At 68.0% G+C, this 14,988-nt stretch carries 12 protein-coding genes; 8 read left to right on the forward strand and 4 right to left on the reverse strand.

The window, feature by feature from the left end; translation table 11 throughout:
- Positions 1-165: 165 nt before the first annotated feature.
- On the forward strand, positions 166-1,146 hold the full coding sequence (locus tag ACXJKR_RS09515; RefSeq protein ID WP_457322640.1) for a phosphatidate cytidylyltransferase: 981 nt from the start codon (positions 166-168) through the stop codon (positions 1,144-1,146).
- Positions 1,147-1,285: 139 nt separating this feature from the next.
- Positions 1,286-1,834 carry a crossover junction endodeoxyribonuclease RuvC gene (gene ruvC, locus ACXJKR_RS09520; protein WP_457322641.1) on the forward strand — a complete coding sequence of 183 codons (549 nt, stop codon included), beginning with the start codon at positions 1,286-1,288 and terminating at the stop codon, positions 1,832-1,834.
- A gap of 47 nt (positions 1,835-1,881) precedes the next feature.
- Here ruvC and ACXJKR_RS09525 read toward each other — a convergent pair whose 3' ends face one another.
- Positions 1,882-2,361, reverse strand: coding sequence for an FxDxF family PEP-CTERM protein (locus tag ACXJKR_RS09525; RefSeq protein ID WP_457322642.1), 480 nt, complete (start codon positions 2,359-2,361; stop codon positions 1,882-1,884).
- A gap of 11 nt (positions 2,362-2,372) precedes the next feature.
- Positions 2,373-5,402 carry an ExeM/NucH family extracellular endonuclease gene (locus ACXJKR_RS09530; protein ID WP_457322643.1) on the reverse strand — a complete coding sequence of 1,010 codons (3,030 nt, stop codon included), beginning with the start codon at positions 5,400-5,402 and terminating at the stop codon, positions 2,373-2,375.
- Between the two features lie 105 nt (positions 5,403-5,507).
- On the opposite strand from ACXJKR_RS09530, the gene ACXJKR_RS09535 reads away from it, so the two are divergent.
- From ACXJKR_RS09535 to ubiM, 5 genes are all read left to right on the forward strand, one after another.
- A complete protein-coding gene (locus ACXJKR_RS09535) occupies positions 5,508-6,908 on the forward strand; it encodes a sodium:solute symporter (protein ID WP_457322644.1) in 1,401 nt (466 codons plus the stop codon).
- Positions 6,908-7,177: a hypothetical protein gene (locus tag ACXJKR_RS09540; protein ID WP_457322645.1), complete on the forward strand. Its 270-nt coding sequence runs from the start codon at positions 6,908-6,910 to the stop codon at positions 7,175-7,177. The genes ACXJKR_RS09535 and ACXJKR_RS09540 overlap by 1 nt, the downstream gene beginning before the upstream one ends.
- A gap of 73 nt (positions 7,178-7,250) precedes the next feature.
- A complete protein-coding gene (locus tag ACXJKR_RS09545; protein WP_457322646.1) occupies positions 7,251-8,987 on the forward strand; it encodes an ABC transporter ATP-binding protein in 1,737 nt (578 codons plus the stop codon).
- The gene (locus ACXJKR_RS09550) at positions 8,935-10,761 is read left to right on the forward strand and encodes an ABC transporter ATP-binding protein (protein WP_457322647.1); all 1,827 of its coding nucleotides are present in this window, start codon (positions 8,935-8,937) and stop codon (positions 10,759-10,761) included. The genes ACXJKR_RS09545 and ACXJKR_RS09550 overlap by 53 nt, the downstream gene beginning before the upstream one ends.
- A 46-nt stretch (positions 10,762-10,807) precedes the next feature.
- Positions 10,808-11,965, forward strand: a complete 1,158-nt coding sequence (gene ubiM, locus ACXJKR_RS09555) for a 5-demethoxyubiquinol-8 5-hydroxylase UbiM (RefSeq protein ID WP_457322648.1) — start codon at positions 10,808-10,810, stop codon at positions 11,963-11,965.
- Here the strand turns inward: ubiM and ACXJKR_RS09560 are convergent.
- Both ACXJKR_RS09560 and ACXJKR_RS09565 read right to left on the reverse strand, forming a co-directional pair.
- Positions 11,962-13,203: a patatin-like phospholipase family protein gene (locus tag ACXJKR_RS09560; protein WP_457322649.1), complete on the reverse strand. Its 1,242-nt coding sequence runs from the start codon at positions 13,201-13,203 to the stop codon at positions 11,962-11,964. The two genes, ubiM and ACXJKR_RS09560, sit on opposite strands and share 4 nt — an antisense overlap.
- Before the next feature lie 20 nt (positions 13,204-13,223).
- The gene (locus ACXJKR_RS09565) at positions 13,224-13,931 is read right to left on the reverse strand and encodes a phasin family protein (protein ID WP_457322650.1); all 708 of its coding nucleotides are present in this window, start codon (positions 13,929-13,931) and stop codon (positions 13,224-13,226) included.
- 205 nt (positions 13,932-14,136) lie between these two features.
- Here ACXJKR_RS09565 and ACXJKR_RS09570 point away from each other — a divergent pair.
- Positions 14,137-14,988: SDR family oxidoreductase (locus tag ACXJKR_RS09570; protein WP_457322651.1), on the forward strand; the 852-nt coding region annotated here is incomplete at its 3' end.

Consider the following 14,988-nt stretch of genomic DNA (forward strand, 5'->3'; position numbering starts at 1 on the left):
GGGCGAGGTCGTGCCCGTGCCCATCCTGTGCACGGTGACCTTCGGTGCCCCCATCCAGCTGCAGGCCGGTGAGAGCAAGGCCGACTTCCTGTGCCGTGCCCGCGAGGCCGTCATGGAGCAGCGGCCCGACCCCTACTGGGTCGGCCGCGAAGAGGAGGGCCACTGATGCGCTGGCTCAAGGCCTTGACGCCCAGCGAGCAGGTGGCGCTGCTCTTCGTCGTGCTGTTCGGCTTCCTGATGCTGCTGACGGTGGGGCTGTTCCTGAATTCGCTGCGCGAGCGCGAGAGCGAGGATGAACGCCTGAAGTCCCAGCTCGCCTGGGAGCGCGTGCGCCGCGACCTGCGCGCCGCCTGGATCGGCGGCTGCATGTTCTGGGTCGCGTGGATTTCCGGGCCGCTGGGCGYGACGCTGCTGTTCGCGCTGTTCTCCTTCCTGGCGCTGCGCGAGTTCATCACCCTCGTGCACACCGAGCGCAGCGATCACCGCACCCTCATCGTCGCCTTCTTCGTGCTGCTGCCCATCCAGTACATGATCTGCGGTACGCGCTTCTTCGACCTGTTCACCGTCTTCCTGCCCGTCTACGGCTTCCTCGTGCTGCCCATCGTCAGCGCGCTGGCCGGCGACCCGCGCCGCTTCCTGGAGCGCAACGCCAAGATCCAGTGGGGCGTCATGGTCTGCGTCTACGGCCTGTCGCACGCGCCGGCGCTGCTGCTGCTGGATATTCCGGGCAACACCGGGCGCGGTGCCTTCCTGCTGTTCTTCCTGGTCATGGTCGTGGCGGCCTCGCAGATCGCGCAGGAGATCGCCACCCGCGCGCTACGCCGCCGCCCGGTGGCCCGGCAGATCAGCCGCAGCTTCTCGATGCGGGCCTGGTGGATCGGCACCTGCACCGGCGCCCTGGCCGGCCTGCTGCTGTACTGGATCACGCCGTTCAAGGCCGGCCAGGCGCTGGCCATGGCCTTCCTGACCGCCGGTGCTGCGGGCTTCGGCGGCCTGGTCATGAAGGCGCTGAAGAAGGACGCCGGCGTGCTGTACTGGGGCAACCGCAGCTCCATCACCGGCGCCGTCGGCCTGCTCGACCGCATCGCAGTGCTGTGCTTTGCGGCGCCAGTGCTGTTCCATTCGGCGAACTGGTACTACCGATGAGGATCCTCGGCATCGACCCTGGCTTGCAGACCACGGGCTTTAGTTCCGGCCCGTCGCTGTCGCGACTTCACGAGCGCTGCGCGCTCATGAGCCTGCACAGAAACCTCGCTACCGTCGCCACCGCAGGTGTTCTGCCGTCATGAGGATTCTCGGCATTGACCCCGGCCTGCAGACCACCGGTTTTGGTGTCATCGAAGCCGACGGCCCGCGCCTGGCCTATGTGGCCAGCGGCACCATCAAGACCAACGCCGTCGCCACCGGTGACCTGCCGGCGCGGTTGAAGATCCTGTTCGACGGCATCCGCGAGGTCACGGCGCGCTACCAGCCGCAGTGCGCGGCGGTGGAGATCGTCTTCGTCAACGTGAACCCGCAGTCCACGCTGCTGCTCGGCCAGGCGCGGGGCGCTGCCATCACCGCGCTGGTGTCGGCCGACCTGCTCGTCAGCGAATACACCGCCCTGCAAATGAAGAAGGCCATCGTCGGCCACGGGCATGCGAAGAAGGAGCAGATCCAGGCCATGGTGCAGCGCCTGCTCAGCCTGCCGGGCCTGCCGGSCAAGGACGCCGCCGATGCGCTGGGCATTGCCATCATGCATGCGCATGCGCGCGTCACTTTCGAGGCCATGGGCCGCAGCACGAGGCTGGAGCGGCGTCAGCATGCGCAGTTCAAGGGCGGGCGGACGTACTAGGAAAAACGGCCCGCCGAAGCGGGCCGTCGAAGCGACGCGGGTCGCGCTCAGATCAGCTTGCGGCGACGAGCGAGGAAGCCGACGACACCGAGGCCGCCCAACATCAGGGCATAGCTTTCGGGTTCCGGTACTGCGCTGATGCTCAGCGTGCCACCTTGATCGATGCCGTTGATCGCATAGTTGAAATTGCTTGCACCGAAGATCGAGAACAGATCTACGGCGCCGCCACCTTGGGTCGCGAAGCGGCCATTGGGGCCTGTCAGCGTGCCACCTTCGAACTTCACATAGGGGTCGGTGGCCTGTGCCAGCGTGTAGGTCTGGCCCTGAAAGCTGAAGCTCAGCGAGGTCAKGCTGAAGTCGCCGTCGAAGCCGCCTGCCGACACCACGGCGTCGTCGAAAGAGAAGCTGCCGTTCAGCACCGTGGCTGTGGGGGCGGTGTCGAAGCTGCCGGTGAAGTTGTACGTGGCGGCCTGAGCGGCGCCGGCCAGGGTCAGGACCGCCAGGGCCAGGATAGATTTGCGATTCATTTTGTATTTCCTCAGAACTTGAAGCTGGTGGCCGTGACTGCTGCGCAGGCAATGCCCTTGAGCTGCAGCAGCGGCTTGGACTTGATGGGGCCGGCCGCGCCGTCAGCGTCGATGCCGATGATTGCGCCGGTGGCATTGGCCGTGCAGGTCACATGGCCGCTGGCGAGCGGGTCGGCGCTGGCAATGCCATTCGCAGTCAGCAGCTTGGTCAATACCAGCGTATCCACACCGGGCTTGAAGTCAGTGATGACATCGCCGGCGTCCCCCATGCTGCGGTAGACAAACTGGTTGCGGCCGCCGTTGCCAGTCAGCGTATCGGCACCCGGGCCACCTTCGATGATGTCGTCGCCCGCCGTGCCGACGATGTTGTCACGGCCGTCGGTACCGGTGAAGCCCTTGGTCAGGTCCAGCCCGATCAGCATCGGGTCATGGTCGGAGGCGCGGAACTGGTTGGGCTGGTACCAGTCGTTGCCGGCGGCCTTGTCCTCGGTGTTGTAGTCGATCCACTCGGGCTCGTCGGCATTGATGTGCCAGCTGGTCGCGCCCGTCACCTTGGCGGCGATGGCGGCGGTGCCCAGGCCATGGTCGAGGCGGCCGGCGCTGGCGTCGAAGACATAGCTGTAGTCGGCCGGGTCGAACATGCCGACCAGGTCGACGATGCCGGCGCTGGTCAGCAGGTCGATCGGGTCTTCCTTGGCGTAGGAATTGAAGTCGCCGAGCATGATGACGCGGTCGGTACCGGCCGTGGCCGTGACGGTGGGCAGCCAGTCCAGAAGGCGCTGGGCCTGCTGCTTGCGCTGCAGGTTCCAGCAGCCCTGCAGGTCGCCGGTGTCGCCGTTGGCGCCGGTGCCGCAGCTGCCCTTGGACTTCAGGTGGTTGACGACGACGGCGAACTTCTCGCCGTTGGGGGCCACGAAGCCCTGGGCAAAGGTGGGCCGGTTGTTGATGGCGTTGTCATCGGACATCGACGCACCCATCAGGCCGAGCTTGGCCGGCTTGTAGATCATGGCCACGCGGATGGCGTCGGTGCCCGTGGACGGCGGCAGCGGCACGGCGGCATAGGTGTTGACGCCCATCATGGCGTTGAGGCCGTCGACGAGGTTCTGCACGGCGAAGTTGCCGCTGTTCTGGATCTCCATCAGGCCGACGACGTCGGCGTTCAGGCCCGACAGGGCGGCCAGGATCTTGGTGCGCTGGCGATCGAACTCCGCCTGATTGTCCGCACCGCGGCAGCCGGCGCTCGGGCAGGCGCCGCCGCCCGGCACGGCACCGCCGTTGGTGAACGTCGTGAAGAAGTTCAGCACGTTGGAGCTGGCCACGCGGACATTGCCGCCCACGGCCGGCGGCGCCAGCGGGCGCGCGATCGGGCGGGCGAACACCGGCGCGGCGGTCGGGTGGATCTTGTAGGCCAGCGGGCCGGTGGCCGAGTCGGTCGAGGGGCCGAAGTCGACGACACCGGTCACGCCATCGACCGTGTCACCGGCGCGCACCGTGCCGTCCTGCCACAGGTAGGGCGTGGGGTTGGGGAACTTGGAGGCGCTGCTGTCATCCAGCACGACGCTGCGGGCCAGGTTGGCGGCCTGCATCGCCAGTGCCGCCGGGCCGGGGCGCAGCACGTTGGTGGGGTTGAGCGTGCGGCCGCCGGCCGACACGGTCAGCTGGCCCCAGCTGCCGACGAAGTTGGTCTGGTTGACGGTCAGCGGGTCGGTGATGTGGACCAGCATGCCCTCATAGCGCTCCATGTCGGACTGGCTGGCCAGGGTCGCCAGGCTGACCTCGACCGGCAGGGGCAGCGGATTGCCGGTGCTGACGACGGAGACGTTGGTGACGCTGCTCAGCTCGGTCAGCGGGTTGGCCAGGCTGGCCGCGCTGCTCGAGACCGAGTACTCCTGCACCTTGGCCGACACATTGACCTTGTCGCCGACGGCCACGGTGGGCGCCGTGCTCGTGAAGACGAAGATGCCGTCGGAGGTCGCCGGGTCACCGTCGCCGTCCGGGTCCTGCAGGTAGAAGCCGTTGTTGATCAGCTTGGTGACGACGCCACCGGTCGTGACGGTCGTGCCGTCCATGCCGCTCTTGGCACCCGAGCCCTGGATGGCGGGGATCTTGACGACGCCGCTGACCGACAGCTTGAATGTGCAGCTCGCCGTCTGGGCTTCGTCGTTGTCCCACTTCAGGCCGAGGTTGTAGTTGCCGGCCGCGAGTGTGTTGTCGACGTTGATCTGCTGGGTCGCGGCCACGCCATCGGCGCTGGCGCCGACGAAGCTGCCCAGAGTCACACCGGCGGGCAGGGCGCCGACCACGCTGGCCGCATTGACGCGGCTGTCGCTGTCGGTGGCGCTGACGACGAAGCTGGAGGCTGCGCCGGACACGGCGGCCTGGTCGGGGCAGCTCGGGATGATGGGCTGGTTGACGTTGCCGCCGCCGCAGAGRTTGGCGGGCGTGGCGCCATTGCGCGGGCTGACGGGCCCAACCGTGAAATCGGCGCTGTTGGCGTTGGTGTCGGTGCAGCCGGCAGCGTTGCGCAGCGCAGCCGTGGTGGCGGCCAGCGCGGGCGTGGGGCTGCCTTCAACGGGCGTCGAGCTGCCGTAGGACAGGATGTCTTCCACGCCGGTCGGCGCAGCCACGGCAGGCAGCGTCGTGCCATTGGTGACGAGGGCGACCTTGCCCGAGGCGCCACTCATGTTGATTGCGCCCGACGTGACGTCGATGTCGGGTGTGGGGAGTGCCACGCCCGCGGCGCCGCCGGAAGCTTCGGCGATCAGGTAGTAGCGGCCCGGCTGCAGCACGACGCCGGCCGGGATGACGGTCTTGTTGGTCCAGCTGGTGCCGGCGGCCGAGGCGTACTGCACCGACCAGCCGCCAATCGTCACCGGCGTCGTGCCGGCGTTGAAGAGCTCGATGAAGTCGCGGCTGTAGGTGGCGTTGGCGTTGCCGCCCCCGCCATAAACCTGGCTGATCACAACCCCGCTGGTCGAGGCCAGCACGGCGGGCGCGGCGAAGGCCGCGGCGAGGAGGGAGACCAGTGGTTTGATTCGCATGACTATTTAGTAAAAATTGCCGCAATGGGCGCGGATGCTAACGACCACCTGTGACGGTTTGACCCGCCGCATTCAGGGGGGTGCCATCGGGCATGATCCCGGCCCATGTCGCCAGCACTGCTTTTGCTCGGGGTTCTCACCTATTTCGCGCTGCTATTGGTACTGGCGCGGTGCGTCTCGCACGGTTCGGGGGCTGAGGGTTTCTATGTGGGGGGCAGGGAAAGTCCCTGGCCGGTCGTTGCCTTCGGAATGATCGGGACGTCGCTGTCCGGCGTCACTTTCATCAGCGTGCCCGGCTCGGTGGCGGTCAGCGGCTTCACCTATCTGCAGATCGCGCTTGGCCAGGTCGTCGGCTATGCCGTCATCGCCCTCGTGCTGCTGCCGGCCTATCACCGCCTCAAGCTGGCCTCCATCTACGGCCTGCTCGGTGACCGGCTCGGCCCCGCAGCGCAGCGCCTGGGTTCGGCCTTCTTCGTGCTGAGCCGCACGCTGGGTGCGACGGCACGGCTCTACCTCGTCGTGGCCGTGCTGCACACGCTGATCCTGCAGCCGCTGGGCGTGCCGTTTGGGGTGGGCGCGGCGGTCGTGCTGGTGATGATCCTGCTCTACACCGTGGAGGGCGGCGTGAAGGCGCTGGTGTGGACGGACACGCTGCAGACCGCGGGCATGCTGACCGGCTTGGTCGTCTGCTTGGCGCTGCTGTGGCAGACCGGTGCGTTGGCGCAGATCGATGCCGCTGGCCTGAGCCGCGTCTGGGTCGGCGATCCGCTCTCCCGCGATTTCTCCGCCAAGGCGCTGCTGGCCGGCATGTTCATTGCCATCGCGATGACGGGGCTGGACCAGGAAATGATGCAGAAGAGCCTGTCGGTTGCGAAGCTCCGTGACGCGCAGAAGAACGTGCTCGTGCTGGCCGTGCTGATGCTCGTCGTTGTTGCGGCCTTCCTGCTGCTGGGCGGGCTGCTGACGCTGTTCGCTCAAGCGCACGGCATCGGGGTCAAGGGCGACGCACTGTTCCCCACTGTCGTCATGCAATACCTGCCGGCCTGGGTGCAGGTCGTCTTCGTGCTGGCCCTCGTGTCGGCCCTGCTGCCCAGCGCCGATGGCGCGCTCACCGCGTTGACGGCCAGCACCTGCCTGGACCTGCTGCGCCTGCCGCGCGAGGACGTGCGCACGCGGCGGCGCGTGCACTACGCCTTTGCGGTGCTGTTCCTGGCCCTGGTGCTGGGCTTCAGGGCGCTGGACAGCAGCAGCATGATCTTCCTGATCCTCAAGCTGGCGGGTTACACGTATGGGCCGCTGCTGGGACTGTTCGCGTTTGCGATGTTCACGCCGAGGGCGGTGTCGGGGCGGGCGCTGGTCGGCGTTTGCGTGGCGGCACCGCTACTGTGCGCGGTGCTGGACTTCGGGCAGCCGTGGGGCGGGTATCAGATCGGGTTGGAGTTGCTGCTGCTCAATGGGGTGCTGACGTGGGTCGGGTTGTGGGTCGCCGGGCGCGGGCGCCAATAATGATCTGGGTGTTCAACTTCGGACTGGGTGTCTGTGCGTTGCTCATCGTTGCGAACTGGGGCTCCCTGATCGATGCCGCGTTCAGGAAACGCAGTCTTTCGTTTGCGCCGCCCTTTCTTTCCGGCTTGCTGGCTACGCTGCTGATCGCGATGCATCCCGACGTCGAGGTTCGCGCTTTTTGGTGGCTTCCGCTTTTGCTCGATCCGAGCATTGCATTTGCGCTGTCGGCCACTGCGGTCATGGCGCTGGTTCGTCGGCTCCGCGCCTGATTTTTCTCATCACCGGGCGACACTCGCCCCTTGCATGTTGTCGACAGTCCCTGTTTTCGCCAGCCTCTCCCGCATGCTTGCCGCCTTTGTGCGCGAGCACTGGCGCGCCTACGCCGCCGCGGGTGCCATGCTCACCTGCATCGCCGCATTGACCGTCTGGATCCCCCGCCAGGTCGGCCATGTCGTCGACGACCTCGTCGCCGGCGGCCTGAAGGGTGATTCGCTGCTGAAACAACTCGGCCTGCTCGTGCTGGCCGGGCTCGTCATCTACCTGCTGCGCGCCGGCTGGCGGCTGACCCTCTTCAAAGCGTCCTTCCAGCTTGGTGCACGACTGCGCACGCGGCTCTACGCGCGCCTTGCGCTGCAAGGCCCCGCCTACTTCCAGTCTCAACGCACCGGCGACCTGATGGCGCTGGCGACCAATGACATCGACACCGTCGAGCAGGCCGCCGGCGAGGCGATGCTGGCGGGCTTTGATGGCACGCAGACGCTGGTGCTGGTGCTCGCGATGATGACGATCGGCATCGACTGGCGCCTGGGCCTCGCGGCCCTCGTGCCCTTTCCGTTGATGGCGCTGGCTTTCTGGTGGATCTCCAACCATCTGCACCAGGCCGCGCAGGACTCACTGGGCGCCTTCAGTGGCCTGAACCACCAGGTGCAGGAAAGCCTGTCCGGCGTGCGCACAGTGCGCGCCCTGGGCCTCGTCGCGCGCAGTGAGGCGCAGTTCACCGAGCTGGCCGAGAAGGCGGCCGAGGCGAGCTTTCGCTCGCAGCGCTGGGAGGCTGCCTACGAGCCCGCCGTCGGCATGACGCTGTCCGCCGCGTTCGCCATCGCGCTGGCCGTGGGCGGCTGGCTGGTGGCGCGCGGCGAGATCAGCATCGGTCAGCTGACGGCCTTCACGATGTACCTCGGCCAGTTGATCTGGCCAATGTTCGCGGCGGGTTGGGTACTGGCATTGCTGGAGCGCGGCCGCGCGGCCTGGACGCGGCTGGCGCCGGTGCTGGACGCGCCGCTGACACTGACCGATGAGGGCAGGGCGGCGCTGCCGGCCCACGCCGAACTGCGCGCCGACGGGCTGACCTTCAGCTTCCCCGGCGCCAAACGGCCGGCGTTGGAAGGCGTGGACCTGGCACTCGCACCGGGCAAGACGCTGGGCGTCGTCGGCGCGACCGGTGCGGGCAAATCCACTTTCGTGCGCTTGCTGCTGCGCCAGTCCGAGCCGGRCGCGGGCCGGCTGACGCTGGGTGGTGTCGCATTGCCAGAACTGCCGCTCGCTACGCTGCGCGCCCACATCGCCTGGGTGCCGCAGGAGCCGTTTTTGTTCTCGGCCTCGGTGGCTGACAACATCGCGCTGGCCAAGCCCGGCGCAACGCGCGAAGAGATCGAGGCTGCAGCACGCCTGGCTGCCGTGCACGACGACATCGCCCGCCTGCCTGAGGGCTACGCCACGGAGGTCGGCGAACGCGGCGTGACGCTGTCGGGCGGTCAGCGCCAGCGCGTCGCCATTGCACGGGCGCTATTGAGCGATGCACCGTTGCTGGTGCTGGACGACGCGCTGTCCGCCGTCGACACCGGCACCGAGACCGACATCCTCGACCACCTGCGCGAGCTGCGTGCCGCGCGGCCTGATCGCAGCGTCATCGTCATTGCGCATCGACTCTCGGCCGTGATGGATGCCGACGAAGTCATCGTGCTCAAGCAGGGCCATGTCATCGAGCGCGGCACGCATCAACAGTTGCTGGAGTTGGGCGGCTGGTATGCCGCTCAGTGGCGCTATCAACAGATCGAGGCCAGCCTTGAAGCCGCCTGAAACCAAGCCGACGGAAAAACCGTGGAAGAGCGTCGGCCTGCTGCTTGATGCAGCGACGCCTGAGAAACCCCACCTCATCCAGGGCGGTATCTGGCTCGTCCTTGCCGCCGGCCTCGAAGTGCTCGGCCCCATCCTCGGCAAGCGCTACATCGACCACCACCTGCTGCCGCGCCAGTTCGACATCACCGAGATGGCCACGCTGCTGGCGCTGATGCTGCTGACCGGCTGGGCCGCGAGCTGGATTCGCTATGCCCAGCTGTCGCGCATGGCGGGCGTGGCGCGGCGCTCGGTGCTGCGCTTACGCGAGCGCGTCTATGCGCACGTGCTGGCGCTACCCATGGCCTTCTTCGACAAGGCCATCACCGGCCAGCTCGTCAGCCGCGTGACCAACGACACCGAGGCGGTGAACCAGCTCTACCGCCAGGTGCTGTACGTGATGCTGGACTCGACCATCGTCGTCTTCGGCTCGCTGGTGGCGATGGCCTTTCTCGACTGGCGGTTGATGCTCATCGTCGCGACGCTGGTGCCGGCCATGGTGGTCATCATCCTGGGCTACCAGAAGCTGTCGGCGCCGGCCGTGGCGCGTACGCGCCAGCTGCGCAGCGACATCAACGCGCAGATGGCCGAAAGCATGGCCGGCATGGCGGTGCTGCAGGCCAGCGGCGCGGCCGGCCGCTTCGGTGCGCGTTTCGAGACGACGAATGCCGAGCACCGCCTGTCGCGCATCGCCGAGCTGCGCGCCAACGCCTGGCTGCTGCGGCCGGCGCTGGATTTGATGAATGTGCTGCTGCTCGTCACCGTCATCTACAGCTTCGGGCGGCGAGAGATGTCGGGGCTGGAGGTGGGCCTGCTGTACGCCTTCCTCAGCTACATCGCCCGGGTGGTGGAGCCGCTGATCCAGATCACCATGCAGTTCGGCCAGCTGCAGCAGGCCATGGTGGCGGCGTCGCGCGTGCGCACGCTGCTGGAGGAGGATGAGCACCGCRGCCCGGCCCAGGACGGCCGCGGGATTGCCCAGGGCAGCATCCGCATCGAGGGGCTGAGCTTCGGCTACGACCCTGCAAGGCCGGTGCTGCATGGCGTCGACGTGGACATCGCGGCGGGCAGCTTTGTCGGCATCGTCGGCCACACCGGCAGCGGCAAGAGCACGCTGCTATCGCTGCTGCTGCGCTTCTACACAGCGCAGGCCGGGCGCATCACGGTGGACGGCCAGCCGCTGGCCAGCGTGCCGGACGCGGCCTTTCGCGACGCGGTGGGGCTGGTGCCGCAGGAGCCTTATCTGATGTCGGCCAGCGTGCGCGACAACATCGCGATGGGCCGGCCGGGCATCAGCGAGGACGACATCCAGGACGCGGCCACGGCGGCCCGCGCGCACGACTTCATCACGGCGCTGCCGCAGGGCTATGACACCCGGCTGGGCGAGGGCGGGGCGCGCGTATCGACCGGGCAGAAGCAGTTGCTGGCGATGGCGCGGGCATTGGCAGGCTCACCGCGCATCCTGTTCCTGGATGAGGCGACCAGTAATATCGACAGCGCCACCGAGCAGCGCGTGGGTGAGGCGCTGACGGCGCTGCGCGGGCGCGTGACGGTGGTGGCCATCGCGCACCGGCTGTCGACCATCCGCGCCGCCGACCAGATCCTCGTGCTCAACCACGGACACCTGCAGGAGCGTGGTTCGCACGAGGCGCTGATGGCGATCGAAGGCGGCTTGTACCGCCGCCTGGTCGAACTGCAGACACTGGAAGAGCCCGACGCCGAAGCCGAGCCTGTCTGACCTGCATCAAGGCGCCGTTGCGCTCCGCGGCCTAGGCTGCGCGACCATGAATGAACTCGTCCGCACTTCGCCGCAAGTCCTGATCTGCGGCGCCGGCCCGGCCGGCCTGGCGCTGGCCTGCGCGCTGCACGACCGCGGCCTGGCCGTGCGCGTGCTGGAGCAGGCCGATGCCACCACGCTGGCCGCCCCCGCGGACGATGGCCGTGAGATCGCACTCACGCACCGCTCGCGCCGCGCGCTGGAAAACCTGGGTTTGTGGGAGCACCTGAGCGACATCGCGCCGCTGCGCCGCGCTAGTGTGTGCTCCAGCGGCTCACGCACGGCGCTGCCTTTCGAGTCGAGTGGGCAGGATCTCGGCTGGCTGGTGGCCAACCACCGCATCCGCGCCGCGGCCTGGGCCGGCGCGCAGCAGCGCGGCATCGAGGTGCTCTGCGGCCGCACGGTCGTCGGCTTTTGCCGCGAGGGCGAGATGGCCACCGTGGACACGCGTTGCGGTGAGCGCCATCTGGCGCCGCTGGTCGTCGCGGCCGACAGCCGTTTTTCGCCGCTGCGCCGCCTGGCCGGCATCGGCGCCCGCCATCGCGACTTCGGCCGCAGCGCGCTGCTCGTACCGCTCGCGCACGAGCGCGACCATGAAGGCGTGGCGCAGGAATGTTTTCTGCAAGGCCACACGCTGGCCTTGCTGCCCAAGACAGGGCGGCGCTGCTCGGCGGTGTGGACGGTGGCGAACACCGAGCTGCCGCGCCTGGCGGCGATGGACGAGGTGGCGCTGGCCGCCGCCATCGAAGCCGCCGCCGAGGGGCGGCTGGGGCCGATGCGCGTCGACGGTGCCCGCCATGTCTATCCGTTGGTGGCTGTGTGGGCCGAGCGTTTCGTCGCGCCGCGCCTGGCGCTCATCAGCGACGCGGCGGTGGGCATGCACCCGGTCACCGCGCATGGCTACAACCTGGGGCTCTACGGCATCGAAGCGTTGGCGCAGCGGCTGGATGCGGCCCGCGATCCGGGCGAGATGAGCGCGCTGCTGGCCTATGAGGCGGAGCACCGCCGTGCGGCGGGGCCGCTGTATGCCGGCACGAATGCGCTGGTGCGCTTCTTCACGGACGACCGCGCGCCGGTGTTGGCGCTGCGCCGCGCCGTCATCGACATCGCCCGCCATCTGCCGCCGCTGCGCGCGGCAATCACGCGCCGGCTGGTGGACGCCTAGCGGCCCTGCGCTTCCAGCACGCTCAGGGATCCGCGCAGCGAGCGCAGCGCCTGTTCCATCGGCGTTTCGCCCGGCGCAGGCAGCAGGCGGGCCTCGCGGCTGGCCAGCACATCCTCGCGCAGCGTCAGGCCGGCGCGCGCGAACTGCGGCTTCAGCAGCGCCGCGCGCTCACGCAGCAGTTCGCGCGTGGCTTGGTAGGCATGCTCGGCGAGGTGGCGGCGTTGGCTGTAGCTGAAGGTGTTGGCCATGAAGAGCTCGGCATCGCGCGGGTCGGGCTCGAACAGCAGGATGTCGGTCTGCGGGTGCGTCAGCTCATAGCCCTTGAGGCCCAGCGCCAGGCGCGAATGGATCAGCGAGCGGAAGGTCTGCGACAGCACCAGCGGCAGGCCGCCGTCCACCAGGCGGTRGATGCGCGGCTGCAGCGCGCGCAGGGCCGGGCGGCCGAGCTTGCTGGCCAGCTTCTTGGCGCGGCGCGAGCGCGCATCGCGCGGCGACATGCGGTTGCTCTCGTAGGGCACGAGCGGGTTCAGGCAGATCAGCAGGTCCAGGCCGCGGTCCAGCAGCACGGAAGCGTGCAGCGTCTTCTTCAATGCGCCGTCCACGTAATGCCGGCCGTCGATCTCGACCGGCGGGAACAGGCCCGGCAGCGCCGCGCTGGCCTGCACGGCCTGGGAGATGGGCACATGGTCCCAGCCCTCGGCGCCGAAGGGGATGGCTTCGCCGGTGTCCAGGTCGGTGGCCACCAGCACGAGGCGATGGCGCAGGTCGCGGAAGTCGTTGCTGCGGCCGGGCTCGGCGAACACCTGGGTCAGTGCCTCGCCAAACCGTTCACTGCTCAGCAGGCCGGTGGGCAGCACGCGGCCCAGGCGCTCGATGGCGCCGAGCAGGGAGCGGCCTTCCAGCAGCACCTCGCGGGCGGCGTCGGCCAGCAGGCCGGGCAGCAGGCGCAGGCGTTCGCCGAACTCGGTCCAGGCGGGCTGCAGCAGTTCGGCCGGGTCGAAGCGGTCGGGTGCTTCGGCGGTGTTCTCGATGAAGGCGGCGCAGAGCTGGCGCGGCGTCATGCCGTTGGCCAGGCCGGCGGCGATGAAGCCGCCCGCACTGACGCCGATGTAGCCGTCGCAAGCGGTGAAGTCGAGGCCGCCAACGGCCTCCTCCAAAGCACAAAGGGCGCCAACTTCATAGATGGCGCCCAGTGGGCCTCCGCCTGCCAGGGCCAAACCGATCTTCGGTTGGCTCATGGTCAGAGAGAGTTACTTGCTCAGGCTTGAGCGGCTTGCTCGGCGGCCGGAGCGGCGGCAGCCTTCTTGGCAGCCGGGGCGCGCTTGGCCGGAGCCTTCTTCGCCGGGGCGGCAGCCTTCTTGGCGGGAGCGGCAACCTTCTTGGCCACAGCCTTGACGGCGGCCTTCACCGGAGCGGCCTTCTTGGCAACAGCCTTCTTGGCGGGCGCAGCCTTGGCGACGACGGCCTTCTTCACGGCAGCAGCCTTCTTGACGACGGCCTTCTYGGCCTTGKCAGCGGGCGAAGCCTTCTTCAGGCCGGCCGACACGGCCAGGTCGTCGATGCGCTTGATCAGGCTCTGCACGTCGCTGGCGGACGGCACGTTCAGGGTCTTCAGCGCCTTGGCGACGCGTTGCTCGAAGATGCTTTCCAGCTTGTCCCAGTGCTGACCGGCCTTGGCGCCGACATCACCAGCCATGCCGCTGACTTTGGTGGCCACGGCGCTGAGCTTTTCCTCAGCGGCGGATTGGGTCTTCTTTTGCAATTTGAGTCCTTCCGAAACGAGGGCCTCGAAAACCTTGCCGCCTTCGCCCTGGGCCTTGGCGAAAGAGGCCAGACCGGCGGCCCAGATCTGCTGGGCGCTGTCCTTGACATTCTTGGCCATGTCGCCATCGAGCAGGCCAGCCGGGAAGCCGGTGGCGGCCGAGGCCTTCTTCTTGTCTGCCATCTTTTGAAGCTTCTTGACCATTTGGGTGTCCTTGCGAGTTAGCGCGGTTTGTTGGGATCAGCCGCCGGGACTGTAGCGGCGCGATCCCCCTTCAGCACGGCCATTCCTAGTGAGTGCGCTCTACGATGGCGAAGGCCGTTTCCTGGGGAAAGTGCCCAGCGGGCGGCCGCAAACCCTGGTCAAGAATCAGCGCGACAACGTCCAAATCCACAAGCAGGAGACCCGCATGCAGTATTTCGTCACCGGCGCCACAGGCTTCATCGGCAAGCGGCTCGTCAAGAAGCTGCTGGCTCGCCGCGGCAGCACGGTCCATTTCCTGATGCGCGAGGAGAGTGCGGCCAAGCTGCCCGACCTGCTCGCCTACTGGGGCGTCAGCAAGACCCGCGCGATCCCCGTCTACGGCGACCTGACGAGCAAGAAGCTCGGCGTGGCCAGCGACGCCGTCAAGAGCCTGAAGGGCAAGATCGATCACCTTTACCACCTGGCCGCGGTCTACGACCTCGGCGCCGACGAGGAGTCGCAGGTCGCGGTGAACATCGAGGGCACCCGCAGCATGGTCGAGTTCGCGCAGGCCATCGACGCCGGCCATGTGCATCACGTCAGCTCGATTGCGGCGGCAGGCCTGTACGAAGGCGTGTTCCGTGAGGACATGTTCGAGGAGGCCGAGAACCTCGATCACCCCTACTTCATGACCAAGCACGAGAGCGAGAAGATCGTGCGCAAGGAGTGCAAGCGCCCCTGGACGGTCTACCGCCCGGCCCTCGTCGTCGGCGATTCGACGACCGGCGAGATGGACAAGATCGACGGCCCTTACTACTTCTTCAAGCTGATCCAGCGCATGCGCCAGATCCTGCCGCCGTGGCTGCCCAGCGTCGGCCTGGAGGGGGGACGCATCAACATCGTGCCGGTGGACTTCGTCGTCGACGCGCTCGACCACATCTCGCACAAGGTCACCAAGGCCCACGGCTGCTACCACCTCGTCGACCCCAAGGGCTACCGCGTCGGCGACGTGCTGGACATCTTCAGCAAGGCCGCGCACGCGCCCAAGATGAACCTGTTCATCAACGCCGCGTTGATG

Source organism: Roseateles sp. P5_E11 (assembly GCF_054049355.1).

Bases quoted from the DNA above. Each gene is read 5' to 3' on its own strand.
- ACXJKR_RS09540 (WP_457322645.1), top strand. From the start codon at position 6,908: ATGATCTGGGTGTTCAACTTCGGACTGGGTGTCTGTGCGTTGCTCATC.
- ubiM (WP_457322648.1), top strand. From the start codon at position 10,808: ATGAATGAACTCGTCCGCACTTCGCCGCAAGTCCTGATCTGCGGCGCC.
- ACXJKR_RS09535 (WP_457322644.1), top strand. From the start codon at position 5,508: ATGTCGCCAGCACTGCTTTTGCTCGGGGTTCTCACCTATTTCGCGCTG.